Origin of the sequence: Erwinia sp. CGal63 (assembly GCF_037026505.1) — a bacterium.
Lineage (GTDB): Bacteria > Pseudomonadota > Gammaproteobacteria > Enterobacterales > Enterobacteriaceae > Erwinia.
In genome coordinates this window covers 169,056-191,306 of record NZ_JAKUMN010000002.1, presented here as the reverse complement: position 1 = coordinate 191,306, position 22,251 = coordinate 169,056, and the positions used below count along the sequence as shown (strand labels likewise).

The window sequence follows — 22,251 nt, the reverse complement described above, 5'->3', positions numbered from 1 at the left end:
TTTGAAACAAGCTGGCATCGACGCCAGCAGCAAAACCGAATTTATCGAGGTGAGAGTTACATGCCGGTAATTAAAGTACGTGAAAACGAGCCATTTGACGTAGCACTGCGTCGCTTCAAGCGTTCTTGCGAGAAAGCAGGCGTTCTGGCTGAAGTTCGTCGTCGTGAGTTTTATGAAAAACCAACTACCGAACGTAAGCGCGCTAAAGCGTCTGCCGTTAAACGCCACGCGAAGAAACTGGCTCGCGAAAACGCACGCCGCACTCGTCTGTACTAATTATTGAGGGCTCGCCCTCAGGCTTCACAGACAAGTAGTAGTACACAAGGCCGTGCTTTCCGAAAGGAATGCGCGGCTTGTTCTCGTTTATGAGCTGACAGGCCTATGGCTGGACGAATTCCACGCGTATTTATTAATGACTTGCTGGCACGCACGGATATCGTGGATCTTATCGATGCGCGCGTAAAGCTGAAGAAGCAGGGCAAGAACTACCACGCGTGCTGTCCTTTCCATAACGAGAAGACGCCCTCTTTCACCGTCAACGGTGAAAAACAGTTTTATCACTGCTTCGGCTGCGGCGCACACGGCAACGCGATCGATTTTCTGATGAACTACGATCGGCTGGAGTTCGTTGAAAGCATTGAAGAGCTGGCGACGCTTTACGGCCTCGAAGTGCCTTACGAAAGCGGTTCCGGCCCTACTCAGCTTGAACGTCATCAGCGCCAGAGCCTCTATCAGCTGATGAGCGGCCTGAATGACTTCTATCAGCAGTCGCTTACGCAAAACCAGGCGGCCGGCGCGCGCGATTATCTTGCCAAACGCGGCCTTAGCGACGAGGTCATTCGTCATTTTTCGATCGGCTTCGCGCCTGCGGGCTGGGACAACGCCTTAAAACGTTTTGGCCGCAGCCAGGAAGATCGCCAGTCGCTGATCGATGCCGGTATGCTGGTCACTAACGACCAGGGCCGCAGTTACGATCGCTTTCGTGAACGCATTATGTTTCCTATTCACGATAAGCGTGGACGGGTTATTGGCTTTGGCGGCCGCGTCCTGGGCGACGCGTTACCCAAATACCTTAACTCGCCGGAAACGGATATTTTTCATAAAGGCCGCCAGCTGTATGGCCTGTATGAAGCGCAAAAGAAACATCCGGAACCCGCTAAGCTGTTGGTGGTGGAAGGCTACATGGACGTGGTGGCTCTGGCGCAGTTCGGCATCGACTATGCCGTGGCGTCGCTGGGCACCTCTACCACACCAGAGCATATCCAACTCCTTTTTCGCACCACCGACACGGTAATCTGCTGTTACGACGGCGACAGAGCGGGCCGAGAAGCGGCATGGCGCGCACTGGAAACCGCATTGCCTTACATGAATGACGGTCGTCAGCTACGCTTTATGTTTCTGCCTGATGGCGAAGACCCCGATACGCTGGTGCGCAAAGAGGGGAAAGAGGCGTTTGAAGCGCGGATGGAGCAGGCGATGCCGCTCTCCGCTTTTCTGTTCGATACGCTGCTGCCGCAGGTCGATCTGCGTTCTCCGGATGGCCGCGCGCAGCTCAGCACGCTGGCGCTGCCGCTGATTAGTCAGGTGCCTGGCGATACCCTGCGCATTTATTTGCGTCAGGAGCTGGGCAATAAGCTGGGTATTCTGGATGACAGCCAGCTGGAGAAACTGCTGCCGAAACAGAGCGAAAGCGCTAAGCTTCCTCAGCAGCCTCAGCTAAAACGCACAACCATGCGTATACTGATTGGATTGCTGATCCAGAATCCGGAACTGGCAACGCTGGTGCCTTCGCTGGAAGGGCTGAACAATTCAGAACTTGCTGGATTTCCGCTATTTGTGGAGTTAGTAAGTACCTGCGTCGCGCATCCTGGCCTGACTACCGGCCAGCTGTTGGAACTCTATCGCGGCACAAAATTTAGTCAAAGCCTTGAAACACTGGCCACCTGGAACCACATGATAGTAGAGGATGAGGTGGAAACCATGTTCAAGGACTCGCTGGCCAGTATGTATGACGCGGCGCTGGAGCGCAGGCTGGAAGAGCTGATAGCGCGAGACCGAACGCACGGGCTGAACGCCACTGAGCGCCGGGAATTCTGGACGCTGAGCCAGGCCCTGAAAAAATCGTAGCGGTTCGACTTAACAAATTATGGCGACGACCGGCGCTCCAGCGCCGACCGACGCAAACAGCATATCCGCGGCTTAAGTGCCGACAATCCGCCAGGTTGAGCCTGGCAGCCGCCACGATGGGCAGCGGCAATAATCCAACGCCCTCACTGTTATTGTTGGCTGCTTAAATTTAGCCGCCCAACACCAATCTAATTTAACAGAAGTGTGGATACCGTCTTATGGAGCAAAACCCGCAGTCACAGCTGAAGCTGCTTGTCACCCGTGGTAAGGAGCAAGGCTATCTGACCTATGCCGAGGTCAATGACCATCTGCCGGAAGATATCGTCGACTCCGATCAGATCGAAGACATCATCCAGATGATCAACGACATGGGCATACAGGTTGTGGAAGAAGCGCCTGATGCCGACGATCTGATGCTGAACGAAAATAGCAGCGATACGGATGAAGATGCTGCCGAAGCGGCTGCTCAGGTGCTCTCCAGCGTTGAATCGGAAATCGGACGTACCACCGATCCGGTACGCATGTACATGCGTGAGATGGGTACCGTCGAACTGCTGACGCGCGAGGGCGAAATCGATATCGCCAAGCGTATCGAAGACGGCATCAATCAGGTGCAGTGTTCCGTTGCCGAATATCCGGAGGCTATCACCTATCTGCTGGAGCAGTACGATCGCGTTGAAGCTGGCGAAGCCCGCCTTTCCGACATGATCACCGGCTTTGTCGATCCGAACGCGGAAGAAGAGATGGCACCTACGGCTACGCACGTGGGTTCTGAACTCTCTGAAGAAGAGCGCGACGACGACGAAGACGAGGACGAAGAGTCCGATGACGACAGCGCTGACGACGACAACAGCATCGATCCGGAGCTGGCGCGCGAGAAATTTACCGAACTGCGCACGCAGTACGAGAAAACGCGCACGGTGATCAAGGCTAAAGGCCGCAGCCACGCTGACGCCATTAGCGAAATCCAGAATCTTTCCGACGTCTTTAAGCAGTTCCGCCTGGTGCCGAAGCAGTTCGACTACCTGGTGAACAACATGCGTACCATGATGGATCGCGTTCGTACTCAGGAACGTATCATCATGAAGCTGTGTGTTGAAATCTGTAAGATGCCGAAAAAGAACTTCATTACGCTCTTTACCGGCAATGAAACCAGCGAAACCTGGTTCAATGCCGCGCTGGCGATGAACAAGCCGTGGTCCGAGAAGCTTAAGGACGTGCAGGAAGACGTTCAGCGTAGCCTGATGAAACTGGCGCAGATTGAAGAAGAAACCGGCCTGACCATCGAGCAGGTTAAAGACATCAACCGTCGTATGTCCATTGGCGAAGCGAAAGCGCGTCGCGCGAAGAAAGAGATGGTTGAGGCTAACCTGCGTCTGGTTATCTCTATCGCCAAGAAGTACACCAACCGCGGCCTGCAGTTCCTCGATCTGATTCAGGAAGGCAACATCGGCCTGATGAAGGCCGTTGATAAGTTTGAATACCGCCGTGGCTATAAGTTCTCGACTTACGCCACCTGGTGGATCCGTCAGGCTATTACCCGCTCTATCGCTGACCAGGCGCGCACCATCCGTATTCCGGTGCATATGATTGAGACGATTAACAAGCTCAACCGTATTTCCCGCCAGATGCTGCAGGAGATGGGTCGCGAACCGACGCCGGAAGAGCTGGCCGAGCGTATGCTGATGCCGGAAGATAAGATCCGCAAGGTGCTGAAGATCGCGAAAGAGCCAATCTCCATGGAAACGCCGATTGGCGACGATGAAGATTCACATCTGGGCGACTTTATCGAGGATACCACGCTGGAGCTGCCGCTGGATTCCGCGACCTCAGAGAGCCTGCGTTCGGCAACCCACGACGTGCTGGCCGGCCTGACCGCGCGTGAAGCGAAAGTCCTGCGTATGCGTTTCGGTATTGATATGAATACCGACCACACGCTGGAAGAAGTCGGCAAGCAGTTTGACGTTACGCGCGAGCGTATTCGTCAGATTGAAGCGAAGGCGCTGCGCAAGCTGCGTCATCCAAGCCGCTCCGAAGTGCTGCGCAGCTTCCTGGACGATTAATCCTGGTCGCGTAAAAAGCCCTGGCCTCGGCCGGGGCTTTTTTATGCGCGAAAATCACGTAGAGGGTAAGAGGGTGCTCGCGGATCTTCCATCAACAATACGCTGGCGAACATCCTGTCCGCCAGCGGGTCGCCTTACCCTGCGGTTTCGCAGGCTAAGCTGGCCGCAACCTCCGTATCGCCTTGTTTAACGTGCAGCTCACAGAGCGAACCACGTGTCAGCCAGATAACGGCTATCACCGTTATGCAGACCACGATTAAACAGAGAGCGAACATTTTTTGCGCCATCACTGGCCTCCTTTTCCGTTGCTTTACAGCGGGTAAAAGGCTACCTTTACATTGTCGGTGTAAGAGGTGGCCTCACTTTGACTTTTGTCAGGTGGGGCTTTTCTCTTTCTGTCCCGGTTACCCAGGACAAAAGATCCTGAGCACCCGTTGCGCAGTGTAGCGCGTTTTCCCGCCTGCCGCTGGCGCAGATGACTCTTGTTCGTGCTGGCTCTGATTTCTCTGCAACAACCATGAAAAGCTTCAGCTCGATCCTGGATCCAGCGCGAGCTTTAACGCGCTGTACGCCGCGGTCAGTTCCTCCTGCGAAGCGCGGTTTAGTCCGCTGGGATTGGGCAGCACCCAAACTTCCGTTTCGCCCAGCGTTTGCGGCTGCCTGCCCCACTCCACTTTACCGACGCCGAAAGCCTGCTTATAAGCCTGCTTGCCCAGCACCGCCAGCGCCTTCGGCTGATAGCGTAAGACCTTATCCACCAGCAGCCTGCCGCCCTTGCGCAGCTCCGTTGCAGAAAGCTCGGTGGCCTCGCGCGTCGCTCTTTCCACCAGCATAGTAATGCCGCATTGCGTATCCAGCAGCGCCAGCTCCTCTTCCGGCCGCAGCAGGCGTTGGGTAAAACCGGCCTGCCAGATAGTTTTCCAGAAACGGTTTCCCGCATGGGCAAAATGAAACCCTTTATGGGCTGACGATTTTCCGGGATTGATGCCGCAAAAAACGACTTTTAAACCCGGCGCGAGAATATCGCTGATGTTATGTTCCGCTGCTTCCATCTATTTGCTCCGCTGTATCAGGAAAAGAAGAGTAATTTAGCGCTCAGTCGCCTCTTACTGCTGCCCGAAAGCCTCACGCAGCCAGCGTACGAATACGTTTACCGCACGCGGAATTTGCGCTGCCCAGGGACGAACCACATAGAGATTCTGCGCAAAGGCGCCTGATGTGCGCCACTGCGGCAGCACTTCGACCAACCTGCCCTCGACAAGCGCGGCCTGCGCGCTAAAGTCTGGCAGCAGCGCGATGCCCAGCCCTTCCAGCGCGGCATCCCTGATCGATTCGCTGTTATTGGTGGCGAACGGGCCGCTAACGTTAACCACCACTTTTTCGCTGCTGCCGTCGCGGCAAAAAGTCCAGTGCGGCGTTTCCGTGCCGCGCGGATAGTAAAGGCACTGATGCTCGCTCAGCGCCTGTGGCGTCTGCGGCGTCCCCTGTTTACGCAAATAGGCTGGCGACGCCACCACCAGCGCACGAGTGGCGCACAGCGGCAGCGCAACATGCGTATCGGGCAGCGTATCGCTGTGGCGGATAGCCAGATCGAACCCTTCGCTGGCCAGCGAAACCAGCCGATCCGAAACTTCCAGCTGGACGCGAACCTGCGGATACTCGCGTAAAAAAGCAGTGATATGCGGCACCAGCTGCTGGCGGGCGAAAGCGACCGGCGCGGTCACGCGGATCAGGCCACGCAGCGGCCCGGCGGAATCGCGTACGCTGAAAAAGCTCTGCTCTATTCGGGCGAAAGGCGCGCGCAGCTCCTCCACCAATTTTTCGCCCGCGCTGGTCAGACGCAGCGTGCGCGTGGTTCTGATCACCAGCGGTACGCCCGCCTGTTGCTCAAGTTCTTTAATCTTCTGGCTCATGGCGGCCTTGCTGACCTCCAGCCTTTCCGCCGCACGGGTAAAGCTGCCCTGCTCTGCCAGCACGGTCAGCCAGTGCAGATGCGTCCATAACGCGTCGCTCTTAAGATCCATCGCTATTGTTCACTATAGTAAATAATCATTTTAACTATAGCGCTTTTTCCCGCCGGGTAATCTCTCTAAATTACATCCTGTAAGCCATATCGAACTCTCAGCCCGCAACCGATAAACAGAGGTGACAACTATGCCGTTACTGCAATTTGATGTAATTCAGGGGCGTTCCGAAGCGGAACTGAAAACATTGCTGGATGCCGCCCATCGTGCCGTGCTGACGGCGTTTAAAGTGCCGGCGCGCGACCGTTATCAGATTGTTCACGAAAACAAGGCTTATCAGATGGTGTTTGAAGACACTGGTCTGGGGCTGACGCGCACCGACAATCTGGTGATGGTACGGGTTTTCACCAGTCCACGCAGTGATGAGCAGAAGCAGTTTTTTATGGCGGAGCTTTGTCGCGAGCTGAAGGAGAGCTGCGGAATTTTGGGCAGCGATATTATGATTAGCTTTATCACTAACGGCAAAGGCGACTGGAGCTTTGGCAACGGCGTGGCGCAGTATATAACCGGCGATCTTTAAGGCTGTAAGGGTGGGCTGATACTCTCCCCGGCCGCAGCCGGGGAGAACAGAGATTAGAAGTCGTAACGCAGACGCACCAGGTTCATGTCGCCCAGGTTGTTGGTGCTTGAGGTAAACACGTGTTCGTAATCCACGCGGAAACCGTAGTCGAGCTGGAAAGTCACGCCTACGCCGTTATCGATACGCTGGAAATCACGACCGGTAACGTACTCCAGACGGTCGCCCATCACGTAAGGCATAAAGGTTTTCAGACCGTAGTTGCCGACCGGAATGGTGTAACCAGCCAGGTATTCGATACCCCAGGCATCGCCGGCAAAGTAGTTATGTACGTTCTTCTTCGTACTCAGCAGGTAATTCTGGTAGTAGCCGCCGCCGAACGAGAAAGTCCAGTTGTCCGGCTTCCAGCTCAGAGAGGTACCATAAATGTTCTGGTTCCAGGTTTTATCGTCGCCGGTGCCCGGATTACGCATATCTGCGCGGGTATAGTTCCACGCCGCGCCCCAGGTCAGCTCTTTGCTCAGATGATAATCCACGCCCAGCGAGCCGCCGCCCTGGCGCTTGTAGCGCAGGCCATCGCCCGGCAGATATTCGTTATCGGCAAACAGATAAGAAGCCAGCACGTCAGCGTCGCCGAAAGTATTCTTATACTTCAGCATCTTGCGTGAACGGTAAGATCCGTCGTAGTCGCCGTTGATCCCGTTGCCCGGCGCCTGTGCCAGCATATCGTAATCCCAGATATCGGTTTTCGCGCCGACCACGTCGTAATACACGCTGTTCTGCTGGCCGAAGGTCAGTTTACCCCAGGTTTTGCTCTGGAAACCGGTGTAGAGCATACGGCGGCTGGTATCATGCGCTTTGTTCGCATAATGGTTATCCCAGTCAAATACCGCAGGAATGTTTACACCCAGCTCGTAATAACCGACCCAGCTAACATCGTCAAACAGGTAGTAATCAGCCAGAAAACGGAAGCGCGTGCCGCCGTCAAAACCGTTGCGGCGATAGGCGTTTTTGCCGTCGTCGCCGGTCAGATTATTAAACTGTGGACGGATACTGCCGCCAACGGTGAAATTGAGGCGGCTCAGCGGATCGCCAGCCTGCGGATTCTGTTTAATCAGAGTAACTTCAGCGTGAGCGGCAAAAGAGGCTCCGCCCACAACCAGCGCCAGACCAACAGCCTGACTTAACACGCGCATTTTTGTTAACATTATGTAGCCCTGTAAAGCATCGCCAAGAAAAATTGAGAACGAAAAGTAAAAGAAATGTCACATAAAGCTAATTTTGCGCGCGATTATAGTCAGTGACTCGCTAAACGCACTATACAAAAAAAGCTTTTGTAAAGTTTCTTATATGCATTTGTTTTATTTGTGTTAATTAAAGATTCCCTCGCCTGTTGCTCCTTTCCCTGTGTCTGAATCGCGTTTTGCACATGCCTGAAAAGGTTTTCGGCAGCAAAGCCGGTAACCTTAATGAAATTATTCTTGCCTGCCCTGCTGGCTCTGTTAATCCCGCTTCCGGCAGACAGGCGCATGAAAAATGAATATTAAACAAAACCTAAACGAGAATTCATTGGCGTAGTCGCCGCGCTTTCTTATCAGCCGGGCGCTTATTGCCAGCATAAACAGGCTGCGTTAAATTGACAGATTCGCTACAAATTGATGAACAATACCGACAGGGACGGCTTTTTTCGGGGAAAATAAAAATAATGGAATTTCTTTCGCTGCTTCTCTTTGCCGCCTCAGCCGCGCTCTACAGCTGGAAGGCGCAAAAAACCAGGCTGGGCTTTTTCGCCATTGTTTTGCTGCTGGGGCTTTATCTCGTCCTGAACGCGACGCTGCTGGCAAGCAACTACTTTACCGGCGAAGGAATTAACGACGCGGTTATCTATACGCTCACCAACAGCCTCAGCGGCGCGGGCGTGAGTAAATATCTGCTGCCGGCAGGCGGTATGGCGCTGGTGCTGCTGGCGCTGTTTGGCCTGCTTGCCTGGCTATTGCGCCGCGGCGGCAAGCGCAGCGGCAGCGGTATCTATAGCCTGTTGGCGATCGTTCTGGCGCTGGCCTCCATTAAAACCACACCCGCTTATCAGCAGGTAGCCGACCTGGTGAAATCTCAGCTGGGCAAAGGCGACTCCGATTTTTACACGCACTATAAAGTGCCCGGCACGCAGCTCAGGGGCGATAAGCCCAATCTGGTTTATATCTACGCCGAAAGCCTGGAGCGTACTTACTTTAATGAAGAGGCTTTTCCCGATCTTGCGCCGGAGCTGAGCGCCATCAAAGCGGGCGCGCTGGATTTCAGCAATACCCAGCAACTTCCCGGTACCGAATATACGATTGCCGGCATGGTCGCCTCGCAGTGCGGCATTCCTCTGTTCGCGCCTTTCGACGGCAACGCTTCCAGTTCGCTCTCTACTTTTTATCCGCAGACTGTCTGCCTGGGCGATATCCTGAAAGCCGCCGGCTATCAAAACTATTTTTATCAGGGCGCCAGCCTGAGCTTTGCCGGTAAGGATCTGTTTCTCTCCTCACACGGGTTCGATCATCTGTATGGCTTTAACGAGCTGAAAAGCGTGGTGAAAGACCCGGCTTACCGTAACGACTGGGGCTGGTATGACGATACGGTGCTGGATACGGTTTTTGATAAATATGTCGAGCTGGCGCAGCAGAAAAAACCCTTCTCGCTGTTTGCCCTGACGGTGGACACGCATCATCCCGACGGTTTTATCTCACGCAGCTGCCAGCGCAAAAGCTACCTGTGGGAAGGCAGGCAAAATAAATCTTTTGCCGCCGTCGCCTGCAGTCAGGAGCATATTGCGCGCCTGATCGAGCGCATCCGCGCTACGCCGTGGTCTGACAATACGATAATCGTGGTCAGCTCCGATCATCTGGCGATGAACAATACCGCGTGGAAATACCTGAACCAGCACGATCGCAGCAATCTCTTCTTTATGCTGCGCGGCAATGCCGACGCGGGCAAAGTTATTTCGGTTAAACGCAGCACGCTGGATAACGGCGCGACGGTGTTGGACGCGATGGGCGGCGACAACTTTATCGGCCTGGGACGCAGCAGCCTTTCCGCACCTTCTCTGGCAGCCACCAACCTGAATATCAAAGAGAAAATCAACGAATGGAAGCCGGACATTATCAAGCTGTGGAACTTCCCGAAGGCGATTTCCAGTTATCAAATCGATACGGCTAAAAATACGTTCAGCTTCTCCGGCGTGCACTTCAAGCTGCCGCTGCTGCTCGCCGTCAAACCGGGCAAAATCGAACCGAAATTTGATGTCTATCTGGCGCCGCCGCTAAAACAGCAGCTTGCCGGTTTCGCGCCCGATGAGAAATTCGTCTGGATCGACAGCTGTTTTAAAATGGGCGACGTCTGGGATAAAAAGCTGACGCTTAACAGAGCGCTCTGCGTGGCCGACGGTACATTGAATTCGCCGCCGACGATTCAGGAAGTGAAACCCGGCGTGACGAAAGGCCACGTTGGCTTTCGTCAGGTCGGCGAGCAGAGTGAAGATCGCTATCAGCATAGCGTCACCCGGCTGCGCGTAGCGGATGACGAGGTGCGATACGCTGCCGACGCCATTCTGTTCGCTCTGCCCGGCCTGCCCGAGCAGGTGCAGAAAGTGACCGGTCTTTCCTATATCGAACCCTGGGGCGGCCGCTGGTCGGATGCCGGTTTGCAGCCTGCGGTCAGCGTTACCTGGCTGGAGCCGCTGCCGGAAAAATTCGCTCTGGTGCTGACGGCCCGCGCGTTCGGCGCCAACAGCCAACAACCTTTCACCGTAAAAATTGGCGATAGCGAGCACGCTTTCCGCCTGAGCAACGTCGACAGCACGGTCAGCATTCGCCTGACTAATCCGGGACGAGCGCGCACGCTCGAAATCAGAGCGCCCGCGCCGGAAACCACCGCCGAAGGCGCCGTCGCCGGCTTCACCGCTCGTCAGCTCGGTATCGGGCTAGTCAGCTTAAAAATCGAACCGGTTCAGTAAATCCGCTTTTCCCCGGCTGCTTCAGCCGGGGCCACTCCCGTTTTTTTCTTTTTCGCCCACGATTTATGCGCGATTACGCTCAGAATGCCGTCAAGTTTTTAGCCCTGCTGCCGATTTAACAGCCTTAGTAACGTTAGTTATCAACTTAAAGGCTCTCATTTAAACAGCAAGGAATCATCCGGATGACATCTTTAAAAAACTTAAAGGTCGGCGTGCGTCTTGGCGCAGCGTTTGGTCTGGTAATACTGTTATTAGTCGTGGTCAGCGTAACGGCGATTGTGAAAACCGGCAGCATTAACGGCTCGGTCGACCGCATCATTAACGATCGCTATATCAAAGTCAGGCTGGCTTTTGACGTGCGCGACGGCGTTAACGATCAGATTAAGTACCTGCGCGGCATGGTGATAGAGGCGGCGCATCCGGAAAGAAACCAGAAGCGTTATGGTCAGTTAGATAGCGTGACGCAGCAGACTAACCAGACGATAGAAAAGATTGCCAAACTGCAAACAACCGAGGTAGGCATTAAAAAAATTCAGGCGGTGAAAGAAGCCGCTCAGCAGTTTGAAGAGGCTAAAAAGACCTTGCTGGCGCTGATTCAGAGCGGCAATCAGGAAGTTGCCGCCGAATACGCGCTGATGAAAATGACGCCTGCGCAAACGGCCTACCTGGATATCGTCAAGCGTTTTGCCGATTCGCAGTCTACCCAGCTACAGGCTGAAGGCGCTAACGCCGTTACCGATGGCGCTACAGCGATCCGCATCACGCTGATTTGCTCCACGCTGGCAACGCTGCTGGCCGTGGTGCTGGGCTATTTCCTCACCCGTTCTATCGTTACGCCGCTGCGCGAAGCGGTACAGATTGCCGAGAACGTGGCGGCAGGCGATTTACGCACGGTTATCCGCGTTAACTCCACTGATGAAACGGGCCAGCTGATGCAGGCGCTGAAAACCATGAATGAAAATCTGCTGCGCATCGTCACCGAAGTGCGTTCCGGCACCGAGCTGATCGCTACCGCTTCCGGCGAAATTTCGCTGGGCAATATGGATCTCTCCTCGCGCACCGAACAGCAGGCCAGCTCGCTGGAGGAAACCGCCTCCGCAATGGAGCAGATGACCTCTACCGTGAAGCAGAATGCCGATAACGCGCGTCAGGCCAACGAGCTGGCGGCGCTGGCCTCGAAGGTGGCGGTACAGAGCGGTACGGCGGTCAATCAGGTGGTCAGCACGATGGAAGTCATCAACAACTCTTCGAAGAAGATTGTCGACATTATCAGCGTTATCGACGGCATCGCTTTCCAGACCAATATTCTGGCGCTTAACGCCGCGGTGGAAGCCGCTCGCGCAGGCGAACAGGGCCGAGGCTTCGCCGTAGTAGCTTCGGAAGTGCGCAACCTGGCGCAGCGTTCCGCCTCCGCCGCGAAAGAGATCGCGCAGCTAATCCAGGATTCCGTCAACAAGGTGGATGAAGGCGGCAAGCAGGTCGCCAAAGCGGGCAGCACTATGGAAGAAGTGCTGGCCAGCGTGAAAAGCGTGACGGAAATCATGGGAGAAATCTCTATTGCCAGCCATGAGCAAAGCACCGGCATCGATGAGATCAATATGGCGATTACCCAAATGGATCAGGTGACGCAGCAGAACGCGGCGCTGGTAAATGAATCCGCCGCCGCGGCGCAGTCGCTGCAGGAGCAGGCCGAGCAGCTTTCCCGCGCCATTGGCATTTTCAAAGTCAGTCAACACGCAGCCTGATGGCTGGCGGCGGCCCGGAAAAAAGAGGCCGCCGCTCTTTTTTCAGCTTTAAGAAAAAGATTAGTATAGGGGCACTTTTTCGCTCCCGATGGATGTACGCACGTTGAAACTTTTTCGCCTGCTGGCGCTTTGCGCCCTTTTCCCGCTCGGCGCGCTGGCCGCACGAACCTCTCCCGACCCTTTGCTGGCCTCGCAGATTGTCGATCGTTACGCACAGAACATTTTTTACAACACTAAGGCGACGGGCATGGCGATGGTGGCGATTGACGCCAATCAGCGTGTGTTCGCCAGTCTTGGCTCGGTGCGTCCGGGCAGCAGCGTCAGGCCGCAGAAAGACTCCGTTATTCGTATCGCTTCGCTGACCAAGCTGATGACCAGCGAGCTGCTGGTGAAGCTGTCGGAGAAAGGCGTGGTGCGCCTTGACGATCCGTTAAGCAAATATGCGCCGCCCGGCAGCTATGTGCCTGCCTACGCCGGGCAGACGATTCGGCTGATTAATCTGGCGACGCATACCAGCGGCCTGCCGCGCGAGCAGCCCGGCGGCAAACCGCATCGTCCGGTGTTTGTCTGGCCAACCGCCAGCCAGCGCTGGAGCTGGCTGAAAACCGCGCATCTGAAGGCCGCGCCCGGCACGCAGGCCGCCTATTCCAACCTGGCTTTCGATCTGCTCGGCGACGCGCTGGCTCGCGCGGCGGGCACCTCCTATCAGGCGCTGTTGCAGCGTGAAATTACGCGGCCGCTGGGCATGAAAGACACGACCTTTACGCCTTCTCCCGAACAGTGCTCACGCCTGATGGTGGCGGAAAAAGGCGCCAGTCCCTGCACCAACACGCTGGCGGCGATCGGCAGCGGCGGCGTCTATTCCACGCCGGACGATATGGGCCGCTGGATGCAGCAGTTCCTCTCTTCCGATGTTCATTCTCGCTCCGCGCAGGCTGACCGGGTACAGACCATGATCTATCAGCGCAGCCAGCTGACAAAAGTAGAAGGCATGGACGTGCCGGGCAAAGCCTCGGCGCTGGGCCTGGGCTGGGTCTATATGGCGCCGCAGGGCGGCCGTCCGGGCATTATTCAGAAAACCGGCGGCGGCGGCGGCTTTATTACCTATATGGCGATGGTGCCGCGCTATAGCGTTGGCGTGTTTATCGTGGTTACTCGTTCGCCGGAAACACGTTTTACGGCGATGAGCGATGGCGTCAACAACCTGCTTACCGAGCTTATCGGCAACACGCCGGACAGCGCGCAGCTCGCCGCTTCTATTATGGAAAGCGAGTAAACCATCCTGGCCGCGGCTCAGCATTTTTATGGTGGGAAGACCGCCATTTTTCCTGAGCGCGGCCTCTTCTCCGGCGCGAAAATTGATAAGCCGGGCGTTGATATCCGGCAGCAGGAACAGCTATGCAGCATGACACAGACCCGACGGGAAGAAAGCCGCGCGAGCCTCGGACGCCGCGGCAGCCACGCACGCCCAGAGAGACGCTGGAGCCACGGGAGCCACGGGAGCCACGAGAACCACGGGAGCCACGAGAACCGCGGCAACCCAGAACGCCGCGTAAGCCACGCGTCGCCCGAACACCGCGCTCATCTCAAGCCGTCGCGCACGCTTCGCCAACAACGGAAGCGAGTACGGAGAAAAATGCGGATAACCGAGGTTTGACCGCGCTTCACAGAGTGAAGCGGCTATTACAGAAAATCGTATATAACTCCCTGATTAAACATATATTCAGGCGCTGACTCGCCGCTACCTGATCTTAATCAATACCCCACCAGGCATTCATCCGCATATTTCCAGGCAGTGACAATAACGTCCGTAATTTCAAAAAAATTGAAACGACTGGAGAAGATGATGCTACAAAGAATGATCCTGAACGAAACCTCCTGGTTCGGCCCCGGCGCCATTTCGCAAATCGTCAATGAAGTTAATCAGCGCGGCCTGAAAAAAGCGCTGCTGGTAACCGATAAAACGCTGCTTAAAGCGGGCGTGATCGATAAGGTGACCACGTTGCTGGCTCAGCATCATCTGCCTTATGTCATCTATGACGAGGTTGTGCCTAATCCCACTATCGCGGTCATTACCAATGGCGTGGCGGCGTTTAAGGCCGCGCAGGCGGACTATCTGATCGCCATCGGCGGCGGCTCGCCTCAGGACACGGCCAAAGCGATCGGTATCATCATCAATAACCCGGAGTTCGCCGACGTTCGCAGCCTGGAAGGCTTCGCCGCGACGAAAAATCCCTGCGTGCCGATCATCGCCATTCCGACCACGGCCGGTACGGCGGCGGAAGTCACCATTAACTATGTGATTACCGATGAGGAAAACCGCCGTAAATTCGTCTGTATCGATCCGCACGATATTCCGGTGGTGGCGATAATCGACGCGGAGATGATGGCGAGTATGCCGCCTTCGCTCAAGGCCGCCACGGGTATTGACGCGCTGACCCATGCCATTGAAGGCTTTACCACTAAGGGCGCCTGGGAGCTGACCGACGCGCTGCATCTGAAAGCGATCCAGATTATCAACCGCTCGCTGCGCGCTTCCGTCGCGGGCGATAAGCAGGGCGTGGAAGATATGGCGCTGGGCCAGTACGTGGCCGGCATGGGCTTCTCTAACGTCGGTCTTGGCCTGGTGCACGGCATGGCGCATCCGCTGGGCGCTTTCTATAACGTGCCGCACGGCGTCGCCAACGCCATCATTCTGCCGCACGTCATGGCGTGGAATGCGGAGTTTACCGGAGAAAAATATCGCGATATCGCACGCGCGATGGGCGTGGCGAAGGTCTGTAGCATGAGCCTGAGCGAAGCGAGAGAAGCGGCCGTCGAAGCGGTTAAGCAGCTTTCCGCCGACGTCGGCATTCCTGCCCGCCTGCGCGATGTGGGCATGAAGGAAGAGGATATTCCTGCGCTGGCGCAGGCCGCGCTGGATGATGTCTGCACCGGCGGCAACCCGAGAGAAGCGACGCTGGCCGATATCGCCGAGCTTTACCGCAAAATTTACTGATCCGCCAGCATGCAGGCCATCGCGCCTGCCTGTTTTCTTCGCGTCTGAAGGCCGTTCGGCCGTTTCTGAATTGACGCACGACAAAAAATGCCGGACGAAAGCGATGTTACTCTTGCAGTTTTGCTACCGTCCGGCCAGTTCAGGGAAGATTATCGTGAAATACGCTTCAGTACCTTTTAACCAGAACAGCAACGGCTGGCTGCGCGAAGCGCCCGTCGTCAACCCCACGCTGCACGGCGACTGCAACGCGGACTGGGTTATTATCGGCGCGGGCTTTGCCGGTCTGGCGTTCGCGCGCCGTCTGGCAAGCCATCGTCCGGATTTGAAGATTGTGCTGGTTGACGCCGCCAGCGCTGCGGAAAGTTCCTCCGCCCGCAATTCCGGTTTCGCGATTGGGCTGCCGCATAATATCGGCAGCTCGACGGCGGAACTGAAAAAAGCGCAGGATTATCGATCCCTGCTGCAGGCCGGGATCGTCGAGCTGGAAAAGATCGTCGCGGATCGCAGGATCGAGTGCGAATGGGAAAAGGCCGGCAAATATCACTGCCAGGCCGATCCACGCAGCGAAAGCGTGCTGCAGGAGTACCGCGAAAATCTCGATTTAATGAATGAGCCGTATCAGATACTCGATCGCGAAGCGCTGGCGCAAAAGCTGGGCACCCACTTTTATCATAAGGGCATCTATACGCCGGGCGCCGTGCTGCTTAATCCGGCGGCTCTGGTTATCGGGCTGGCGGCGACGCTGCCGGAAAATGTTATCCTGCACGACAATACGCCGGTAATGGCCATTCACTACGGCAAAATGAACCGTATCCTGACGCCGTTCGGCACGCTTTCCGCGCCGAAAGTGATGCTGGCGACGGCCGCGCTCTCCAGCGAGCTTACGCCGGGCATCAGCAAGCAGGCGGCGATGGCGACCTTCGCCAGCCTGAGCGAGCCGCTGAGCAAGGAGCAGCAGCAGCGGCTGCCGGAGAGTAGCTGGGGCCTGACGCCGGTCAACGCCATCGCGGGCGCCACGCTGCGCTATACCCGAGATCGCCGCATTTTAATCCGCCAGCACGTTGTGCCTGCACTGCGTGGTTGCGTTACCGCCGCGCAAACTTATGCCGCTACCCAACTGCACAGAGCCACGTTCGACAAAATCTATCCGCAGCTTAAGGAAGTCAGGCTGGCTCACAGCTGGTCAGGCACCATCAGCGTGACCCGCAACGGCGCGCCGATCTGGGGCGCGATCAGCAACGCCGTCTATACCGCCAGCGGCTGCAATGGCGCGGGCGTATCCAAACAGACTATCGCCGGATTGCTGCTGGCGGATTACGCGCTGGGCTACAATAATCCGCTGATATCGACGATGCTGGCGCTGGGTCAGGCGAACTTTCTGCCGCCGTCGCCCCTGCTGGATGCAGCTATCGCCGGCTCGCTGCTTAAAGAGCGCTGGCTGGGCAGACGAGAGGCCTGATGCCGTACGGGTCTTGCCAGCCTTCAACCGGCGCATTGGCGTTTTCCCACGGGTTTATGACTTACAAAACTCCTGGCGTGAACGAAAAGAGGCGCCAGAAAGGGAAGAAGACGCGGCAAACGCCGCGCTTTCTTTAAAACGCCGTGGCCCACTCTTCCAGCACGTTATAGTTTTCATCCACCAGCAGCAGCTTCCGCCATTTGTCAAAGGTCAGACAGGGATGCGAAGTGCCGAAAATAAGCAGATCCCCGACCTGAATATCGCTCTCCGGCGCCTTCTGCAGAATAGCGTGCTGATCCATAATCGCTACGCTGTGCAGCTCGTTCGACCGCAGCGAAAGCGGTCTGCCCGCGCGATAGTGAGCAATCGGCTGCGGCAGCCCGGCGTCGAAGGCCGCGTCGCGCTTGCCGAAGTTCACCACCGCCAGCGTCTTCTCCGGCACCGACTGCACCAGCGCGGCCAGCTCCAGCGCGGGCTGCAGGCCGCCGCTCATTGCAGCCGCGACGCGATCCCGGTTCAGCAGCTCGCTCTGCGCCTCCCGGTAGATACCGTGGTCGAGAGTGATATAGCAGCCGGGCCGCAGCACGATGCGACAGCGCGGCGGCATTTCCGCCGCCAGCCAGACGTTGCAGACAACGTCGTACCAGACCGAACCCGCGCCGGTAAGGATAAATTCCTCTTCGACATAGCGCGCCATCCTGCACGCCACCTTCGCCGCGCCGCTAAGCAGCGCTTCAACCTGCGCCCGAGCGCCGTCGCCATGCAGCACGCCTTCATAGGTTTCCAGCCCGCGCAGCCGCAGCCCAGGCAGCTCGCTAACGGCCTGCGCCAGAGCAAGCGCCTCTTCCGCACTGCGACAGCCGCAGCGGCCATTCGGCAGGCCCAGCTCTACCAGCACGTCCAGCTTCTGCTGCCGCGCAGCGAAGAAAGCCGATAGCGCGCGAGCGTTCGCCAGCTCGTCCACACAGCAGAGAAAGTCGACCTCAGGGTAAGCCTGCTTCAGCCCGGCAGCCAGCCGCATATTCGCCTGCCCGACCAGCTGGTTAGGCATCAGCACGCGTCGGATGCCCGCCGTTATCGCCGCCTGCGCCTGCCAGACGTTGCCGACGCCAATAGCCCAGGCGCCCGCCGCCTGCTGCTGACGAAAGATTGCCGGCGTCATGGTAGTTTTGCCTTGCGGCGCCAGCGAGACGCCGCGCGCGTCGGCATAGCGCTGCATCCAGCGAATATTTTCTTCCAGCGCCTGCTGCCGGATCAGCGCGGCGGGCAGGCAGACATCTTCCCGCAGCACGTTGGGCAAGCCTTCCGGCGAGACGCTCATCGCCGCCGCTTTATGGGCGGCCTGGCTAAACCGATTCATTCACTCTCCTCCGGTATTGCCTGACCGCCTTCGCGCTCTTCGGTGATCATCTGCAGCACCTCCGCGCGTGAAAGCTTGTTCCGCGGCGCAACCAGCGTTGCTATCACCGCCACTATCAGGCTAACGCCCAGCGACGGCAGCACGGGATTGCCCAGCTTCGCCGACCAGTAAGGCGAGAGGATCACGCCCAGCGAAGTCAGGCTGCCGCCCAGCAGCGCCGCCAGGCAGCCCTGCCAGTTAAAGCGCTGCCAGAACTTACCCAGCAGCACGCTGACACACATGCCGGACATCACCGTAGAGATCATGCTGGTGATATAGCCGATGATGTCGTTGGAGAGCAGCGCGAAGATCAGCGCCAGCCCGATCACGCAGAGCAGAAACAGGCGCGACAGGCCGATGGCTTTCTCCGGCGGCGGCATTCTGCCGACGATCAGCGTATAAATATCGCGCAGGATAATCGACACGGCGGCGATAGCATCCGAGCTGCCGGATGAGAGATTGGCGGACATCCCGGCAATCAGCACCACCATCGCCAGCGCGTAAGGCAGCGCATTGGTAGCGTAGAGGAAGGCGAAGCCCGGATTATCCAGATTAGGGTTCATAACGTGCGTGGCCATGCCGATAATGGCGGGCAGAAAGGAGAACCCCATATAAAGCAGCCCGGTGATCACGAACGACTGGCGAATAGCACGGGTCGAGGCGGCGGAGTAGATGCGCTGGCGATAGGAAGGCGTTGCCAGCACGCCGATGCCGATAGCCACCGACAGCGAAATGGCGGGCAGCAGCCCCAGCTTGCCGATGCCGAACAGCGTAAAAGCCTGCGGATCGGTTTTGGCCACGATGGTTTCCCAGCCGCCGACGTGGCTGACGGCCAGCGTGGCCAGCACGATAAAGCCGAGAAACAGCACGATGGACTGCAGCGTGTCGATCCAGGATACCGCCTTATAGCCGCCGATGCCGACATAGAAGACAAAGCCAACGGCGATAATGAGCTTCGCGAGATTGATATCGATATCCGCCGCCCACGCCAGATAGAGGCCGCCGCCGAGGATATGCGCGCCCAGCCAGCCGATGGAGGCGAGGAAGATCAGCAGCGCCACCAGGTTTTTCACGATGCGGCTGCCGCCGGTGTAGTAACAGACCTCTTCGCTCATGGTCATAAAACGCAGCTTTCTTACCGGGCCGAACAGCCAGGCGGTAAGCAGCATTCCAACCGCGCCGCCGACGCCGTAAAGCATACCGGCCCAGCCATTGTTATAGCCGAAACTGACGGCGCCGATGCTGGAACCGGTGCCGACCATAGTGCCGACGGTCGATCCCAGCGTCAGCAGCATCGGCAGCTTTCTGCCGCCAAGAATAAAATCTTCGCCGGTCTTCTGCTGACGGGTGACGTACCAGCCGACCAGCATCATGGCGCAGGCGTAAAGCAGAAACCAGAGCAGGAAATTTTGATGTTCCATAACTTATCCTTGTAATGGCCCGTAGCTGGCGTTAATCAGGCTTTCATGCGCGGATTGAAGCAGGTCATATCCACTTCCACCATGCAGTCCACAACCAGATCGGCCACGCAGCAAACCCGTGCTGGCGGATGTGCAGAGAAGAACTCGCGGAAAACCCGGTTAAAAGACTGGAAATAGCGGGCATCGCTCAGGAAAACCTTCATATGCACGATGTCCTCTTTGCTGAAGCCGGCTTCCTCTACAATACGCAGGCAGTTCTCGATCGCCTGCCTGGACTGCGCCACGATGCCGCCGTCAATGATTTCGCCCTGCACCATCGGCGTCTGGCCGGAGACGTAAAGCCAGCCGTCCGCCGCTACCGCGCTGGCAAAAGGCAGCGCCTGACCGCCCGTTCCTTCAGACCCTTCTGTTCCGTAACGCTTAATCATCATTTTCTCCGTTATCTTTTGCTTAAGAACCTGCCGGCGCGCTGGCCGGTCATCTGTTGCTGCTGCCAGGTCAGCACACCGTTAACGAACACCCGATTGATGCCGATCGCCAGCTGCTTCGGCTGCTGAAAGCTGCCCGCTTCGTTGACGCGCTCAGCGTCAAAGAGCACCAGGTCGGCAAAATAGCCCTCTTTGATCAGTCCACGCTGGCGCAGGCCGAAGCGCGCTGCCGACATGCCGGTCATCTTGTGTACCGCCGTCGTCAGTGGGAACAGCTTCTCTTCGCGGCTGTAGTGGCCCAGTACCCGTGGAAAGGTGCCCCACAGCCGCGGATGCGGATTGGGATCGCACGGCAGCCCGTCGGAGCCAATCATCGAACAGGGATGGGAGAGCACGCGGCGCACGTCCTCTTCATGCATCTGAAAGTAGATGGCGCCCGCGGGCAGCAGTCGTGCTGCCGCCTGATGCACGTCCGTATCCCAGCGCGCGGCGATCTCCAGCAGGGTTTTGCCTGCCATCTCCGGATGCGGTGCAGACCAGCTGATCAGAATGTCGTAATCGGTAGTGACCTGCTTCAAATCCAGGTTGGAAGAGCCGGCGCGATACGGGTAAACATCGCAGCTGATATCCTGCTGCTGCTGATATTTTTCGATCAGCCGCAGGGTTTCCGTGGTGCGGCCCCAGTTGGCCGCGCCCGCGCATTTATGGTGGGAGATCTGCACCGGCACCTGTGCCTCGCGGCCAACACGAAAGGCCTCGTGCATCGCCTCAATAATGCCGTCATATTCGGTGCGCATATGGGTGGTATAGATGCCCTGATATGCCGGCAGCAGCGCCGCCAGCGCGCAGATCTCCTCGGTGGAGGCATTGACCGCGTTGCCGTATGAAAGACCTGTGCTTAGTCCCAGCGCGCCCTGCTCCAGCGCCTCGCGCAGCAGGCGGCACATCGCTTTCGTGCTGTCGGCGTCCGCAGGTTCGGCCAGCGAGGCGACGCAGCTATTGCGCAGCGTGGTATGCCCAATCAGCGAGGCGACGTTGACTGAGGGCGCCAGCGCGTCGATGCGGGCACGATAGCTGGCCAGCGTGGGAAAAACGAACTCCTCCCGCTCGCCCAGCAAATTGAGCGGATCGGGCACCTCCTCTTGCAGCACCGCGCAGGCGGCGCTGATACCGCAGTTGCCCACAATCAGGCTGGTGACGCCCTGCGAAGTTTTCTCCGTGTAAGCGGGCCGTTTGATGACCGCCAGATCGTCATGGGTATGCACGTCGATAAAGCCCGGCGCGAGCGCCAAACCACGGCACTCAATAACCCTGTCCGCTTTTTCGCGTATAGCTGGCGCGATACGTATGATGCGGTCGCCGCAGACCGCGACGTCGGCCTGATAATCGGCCTGGCCGGAACCGTCAATGACTCTGGCCTGTTTAAACAGGATGTCGGCTTTCATACCGCCTCCTTTTGATGCCGCCGCCAGGCCTGAACAAAAGCGGCGGCGCGCGCGGCTGTCTGCGTTGCGCTCTGGCCGGCGCGATAGAGATCGCTGCCCAGCCCGACACCTGTGCAGCCGGCCTGCAAAAAGGCCGCCATATTCTCCGGCGTAACGCCGCCCACGGCCCAGATAGCGATATCAGCGGGCAGCACCGACTTCAGCGCCCGTATATAGCCCGGCCCAAAAAGCGCGGCGGGGAAAAGTTTAATTTGGTTTGCGCCTGTTCTGACGGCGGCAAAAACCTCGGTCGCCGTGAAGCAGCCCGGCAATGCCTGCATGTTGTGCCGCAGCGCGGCGCGGATCACTTCCGGACAACAGTTGGGGCTGACAATCAGCCGACAGCCAAGCCCGGCCAGCTTCTCAACTTCGCCGGGATCGATTACCGTGCCGCCGCCGATAATGGCCTTGTTGCCATAGCTGGCGACAGCCCGCGCCAGGCTGAGCGGCCATTGCGGCGAGTTAAGTGGAATTTCGATAGCTTCAAACCCGGCCTCCAGCAGTGGCGGAATATGGCTGTCGATTTCTTCGGCAGTAATGCCACGGAGAATAGCCACAAGCGGCATCTTTATTGACTGGTGCATACAAC

Annotated in this window: 18 protein-coding genes; 9 read left to right on the top strand and 9 right to left on the bottom strand. The window is 57.4% G+C overall.

What is annotated here, in order from left to right; translation table 11 throughout:
* Positions 1–60 precede the first annotated feature (60 nt).
* From rpsU to rpoD, 3 genes are all read left to right on the top strand, one after another.
* Positions 61–276 (top strand): 30S ribosomal protein S21, encoded by a 216-nt coding sequence (gene rpsU / locus MKZ79_RS09630; RefSeq protein ID WP_001144069.1) that lies wholly within the window; start codon positions 61–63, stop codon positions 274–276.
* Between the two features lie 105 nt (positions 277–381).
* Positions 382–2,127 (top strand): DNA primase, encoded by a 1,746-nt coding sequence (dnaG, locus tag MKZ79_RS09625; protein WP_336141555.1) that lies wholly within the window; start codon positions 382–384, stop codon positions 2,125–2,127.
* Between the two features lie 218 nt (positions 2,128–2,345).
* A complete protein-coding gene (gene rpoD / locus MKZ79_RS09620; RefSeq protein ID WP_336141554.1) occupies positions 2,346–4,190 on the top strand; it encodes an RNA polymerase sigma factor RpoD in 1,845 nt (614 codons plus the stop codon).
* Positions 4,191–4,324: 134 nt separating this feature from the next.
* Here rpoD and MKZ79_RS09615 read toward each other — a convergent pair whose 3' ends face one another.
* From MKZ79_RS09615 to MKZ79_RS09605, 3 genes are all read right to left on the bottom strand, one after another.
* Positions 4,325–4,477 carry a Hok/Gef family protein gene (locus MKZ79_RS09615; protein ID WP_336141553.1) on the bottom strand — a complete coding sequence of 51 codons (153 nt, stop codon included), beginning with the start codon at positions 4,475–4,477 and terminating at the stop codon, positions 4,325–4,327.
* A gap of 240 nt (positions 4,478–4,717) precedes the next feature.
* Complete coding sequence (gene mug, locus MKZ79_RS09610; protein ID WP_336141552.1) at positions 4,718–5,242, bottom strand: G/U mismatch-specific DNA glycosylase; 525 nt, start codon at positions 5,240–5,242, stop codon at positions 4,718–4,720.
* A 54-nt stretch (positions 5,243–5,296) separates the two neighbouring features.
* Positions 5,297–6,214, bottom strand: a complete 918-nt coding sequence (locus tag MKZ79_RS09605; RefSeq protein ID WP_336141551.1) for a LysR substrate-binding domain-containing protein — start codon at positions 6,212–6,214, stop codon at positions 5,297–5,299.
* A 130-nt stretch (positions 6,215–6,344) separates the two neighbouring features.
* On the opposite strand from MKZ79_RS09605, the gene MKZ79_RS09600 reads away from it, so the two are divergent.
* The gene (locus tag MKZ79_RS09600) at positions 6,345–6,734 is read left to right on the top strand and encodes a tautomerase family protein (protein ID WP_336141550.1); all 390 of its coding nucleotides are present in this window, start codon (positions 6,345–6,347) and stop codon (positions 6,732–6,734) included.
* A 53-nt stretch (positions 6,735–6,787) separates the two neighbouring features.
* On the opposite strand, the gene MKZ79_RS09595 is transcribed toward MKZ79_RS09600, so the two are convergent.
* The gene (locus MKZ79_RS09595) at positions 6,788–7,939 is read right to left on the bottom strand and encodes a porin (RefSeq protein WP_336141549.1); all 1,152 of its coding nucleotides are present in this window, start codon (positions 7,937–7,939) and stop codon (positions 6,788–6,790) included.
* A gap of 497 nt (positions 7,940–8,436) precedes the next feature.
* On the opposite strand from MKZ79_RS09595, the gene opgB reads away from it, so the two are divergent.
* The 5 genes from opgB to MKZ79_RS09570 all read left to right on the top strand — a co-directional run bounded on the left by opgB (position 8,437) and on the right by MKZ79_RS09570 (position 16,930).
* Positions 8,437–10,728: a phosphatidylglycerol--membrane-oligosaccharide glycerophosphotransferase gene (gene opgB, locus MKZ79_RS09590; RefSeq protein WP_336141548.1), complete on the top strand. Its 2,292-nt coding sequence runs from the start codon at positions 8,437–8,439 to the stop codon at positions 10,726–10,728.
* A gap of 182 nt (positions 10,729–10,910) precedes the next feature.
* Positions 10,911–12,473 carry a methyl-accepting chemotaxis protein gene (locus MKZ79_RS09585; RefSeq protein WP_336141547.1) on the top strand — a complete coding sequence of 521 codons (1,563 nt, stop codon included), beginning with the start codon at positions 10,911–10,913 and terminating at the stop codon, positions 12,471–12,473.
* 88 nt (positions 12,474–12,561) lie between these two features.
* On the top strand, positions 12,562–13,749 hold the full coding sequence (gene ampH / locus MKZ79_RS09580; RefSeq protein ID WP_336141546.1) for a D-alanyl-D-alanine-carboxypeptidase/endopeptidase AmpH: 1,188 nt from the start codon (positions 12,562–12,564) through the stop codon (positions 13,747–13,749).
* Between the two features lie 570 nt (positions 13,750–14,319).
* Complete coding sequence (gene fucO, locus MKZ79_RS09575) at positions 14,320–15,471, top strand: lactaldehyde reductase (RefSeq protein ID WP_336142171.1); 1,152 nt, start codon at positions 14,320–14,322, stop codon at positions 15,469–15,471.
* Positions 15,472–15,625: 154 nt separating this feature from the next.
* A complete protein-coding gene (locus MKZ79_RS09570) occupies positions 15,626–16,930 on the top strand; it encodes an NAD(P)/FAD-dependent oxidoreductase (protein ID WP_336141545.1) in 1,305 nt (434 codons plus the stop codon).
* A gap of 133 nt (positions 16,931–17,063) precedes the next feature.
* On the opposite strand, the gene MKZ79_RS09565 is transcribed toward MKZ79_RS09570, so the two are convergent.
* The 5 genes from MKZ79_RS09565 to MKZ79_RS09545 are packed head-to-tail and all read right to left on the bottom strand — an operon-like array spanning position 17,064 to position 22,246.
* On the bottom strand, positions 17,064–18,290 hold the full coding sequence (locus MKZ79_RS09565) for an amino acid deaminase (RefSeq protein WP_442897143.1): 1,227 nt from the start codon (positions 18,288–18,290) through the stop codon (positions 17,064–17,066).
* Positions 18,287–19,750, bottom strand: coding sequence for a sodium:solute symporter family protein (locus MKZ79_RS09560; RefSeq protein ID WP_336141544.1), 1,464 nt, complete (start codon positions 19,748–19,750; stop codon positions 18,287–18,289). Before MKZ79_RS09560 ends, MKZ79_RS09565 begins: the two co-directional genes overlap by 4 nt.
* A 35-nt stretch (positions 19,751–19,785) precedes the next feature.
* Positions 19,786–20,181, bottom strand: a complete 396-nt coding sequence (locus tag MKZ79_RS09555; protein ID WP_336141543.1) for a RidA family protein — start codon at positions 20,179–20,181, stop codon at positions 19,786–19,788.
* A gap of 8 nt (positions 20,182–20,189) precedes the next feature.
* Entirely contained in the window at positions 20,190–21,623 is a 1,434-nt protein-coding gene (locus MKZ79_RS09550; protein ID WP_336141542.1) for an N-acyl-D-amino-acid deacylase family protein, read from the bottom strand.
* On the bottom strand, positions 21,620–22,246 hold the full coding sequence (locus MKZ79_RS09545; RefSeq protein ID WP_336141541.1) for a 2-dehydro-3-deoxy-6-phosphogalactonate aldolase: 627 nt from the start codon (positions 22,244–22,246) through the stop codon (positions 21,620–21,622). Before MKZ79_RS09545 ends, MKZ79_RS09550 begins: the two co-directional genes overlap by 4 nt.
* Between the last annotated feature and the right edge of the window lie 5 nt (positions 22,247–22,251).

Coding starts and splice junctions, on each gene's coding strand:
- rpsU (WP_001144069.1), top strand. CDS start 61: ATGCCGGTAATTAAAGTACGTGAAAACGAGCCATTTGACGTAGCACTG.
- dnaG (WP_336141555.1), top strand. CDS start 382: ATGGCTGGACGAATTCCACGCGTATTTATTAATGACTTGCTGGCACGC.
- rpoD (WP_336141554.1), top strand. CDS start 2,346: ATGGAGCAAAACCCGCAGTCACAGCTGAAGCTGCTTGTCACCCGTGGT.
- MKZ79_RS09615 (WP_336141553.1), bottom strand. CDS start 4,477: ATGGCGCAAAAAATGTTCGCTCTCTGTTTAATCGTGGTCTGCATAACG.
- mug (WP_336141552.1), bottom strand. CDS start 5,242: ATGGAAGCAGCGGAACATAACATCAGCGATATTCTCGCGCCGGGTTTA.
- MKZ79_RS09605 (WP_336141551.1), bottom strand. CDS start 6,214: ATGGATCTTAAGAGCGACGCGTTATGGACGCATCTGCACTGGCTGACC.
- MKZ79_RS09600 (WP_336141550.1), top strand. CDS start 6,345: ATGCCGTTACTGCAATTTGATGTAATTCAGGGGCGTTCCGAAGCGGAA.
- MKZ79_RS09595 (WP_336141549.1), bottom strand. CDS start 7,939: ATGTTAACAAAAATGCGCGTGTTAAGTCAGGCTGTTGGTCTGGCGCTG.
- opgB (WP_336141548.1), top strand. CDS start 8,437: ATGGAATTTCTTTCGCTGCTTCTCTTTGCCGCCTCAGCCGCGCTCTAC.
- MKZ79_RS09585 (WP_336141547.1), top strand. CDS start 10,911: ATGACATCTTTAAAAAACTTAAAGGTCGGCGTGCGTCTTGGCGCAGCG.
- ampH (WP_336141546.1), top strand. CDS start 12,562: ATGGATGTACGCACGTTGAAACTTTTTCGCCTGCTGGCGCTTTGCGCC.
- fucO (WP_336142171.1), top strand. CDS start 14,320: ATGCTACAAAGAATGATCCTGAACGAAACCTCCTGGTTCGGCCCCGGC.
- MKZ79_RS09565 (WP_442897143.1), bottom strand. CDS start 18,290: ATGAATCGGTTTAGCCAGGCCGCCCATAAAGCGGCGGCGATGAGCGTC.
- MKZ79_RS09560 (WP_336141544.1), bottom strand. CDS start 19,750: ATGGAACATCAAAATTTCCTGCTCTGGTTTCTGCTTTACGCCTGCGCC.
- MKZ79_RS09555 (WP_336141543.1), bottom strand. CDS start 20,181: ATGATGATTAAGCGTTACGGAACAGAAGGGTCTGAAGGAACGGGCGGT.
- MKZ79_RS09550 (WP_336141542.1), bottom strand. CDS start 21,623: ATGAAAGCCGACATCCTGTTTAAACAGGCCAGAGTCATTGACGGTTCC.
- MKZ79_RS09545 (WP_336141541.1), bottom strand. CDS start 22,246: ATGCACCAGTCAATAAAGATGCCGCTTGTGGCTATTCTCCGTGGCATT.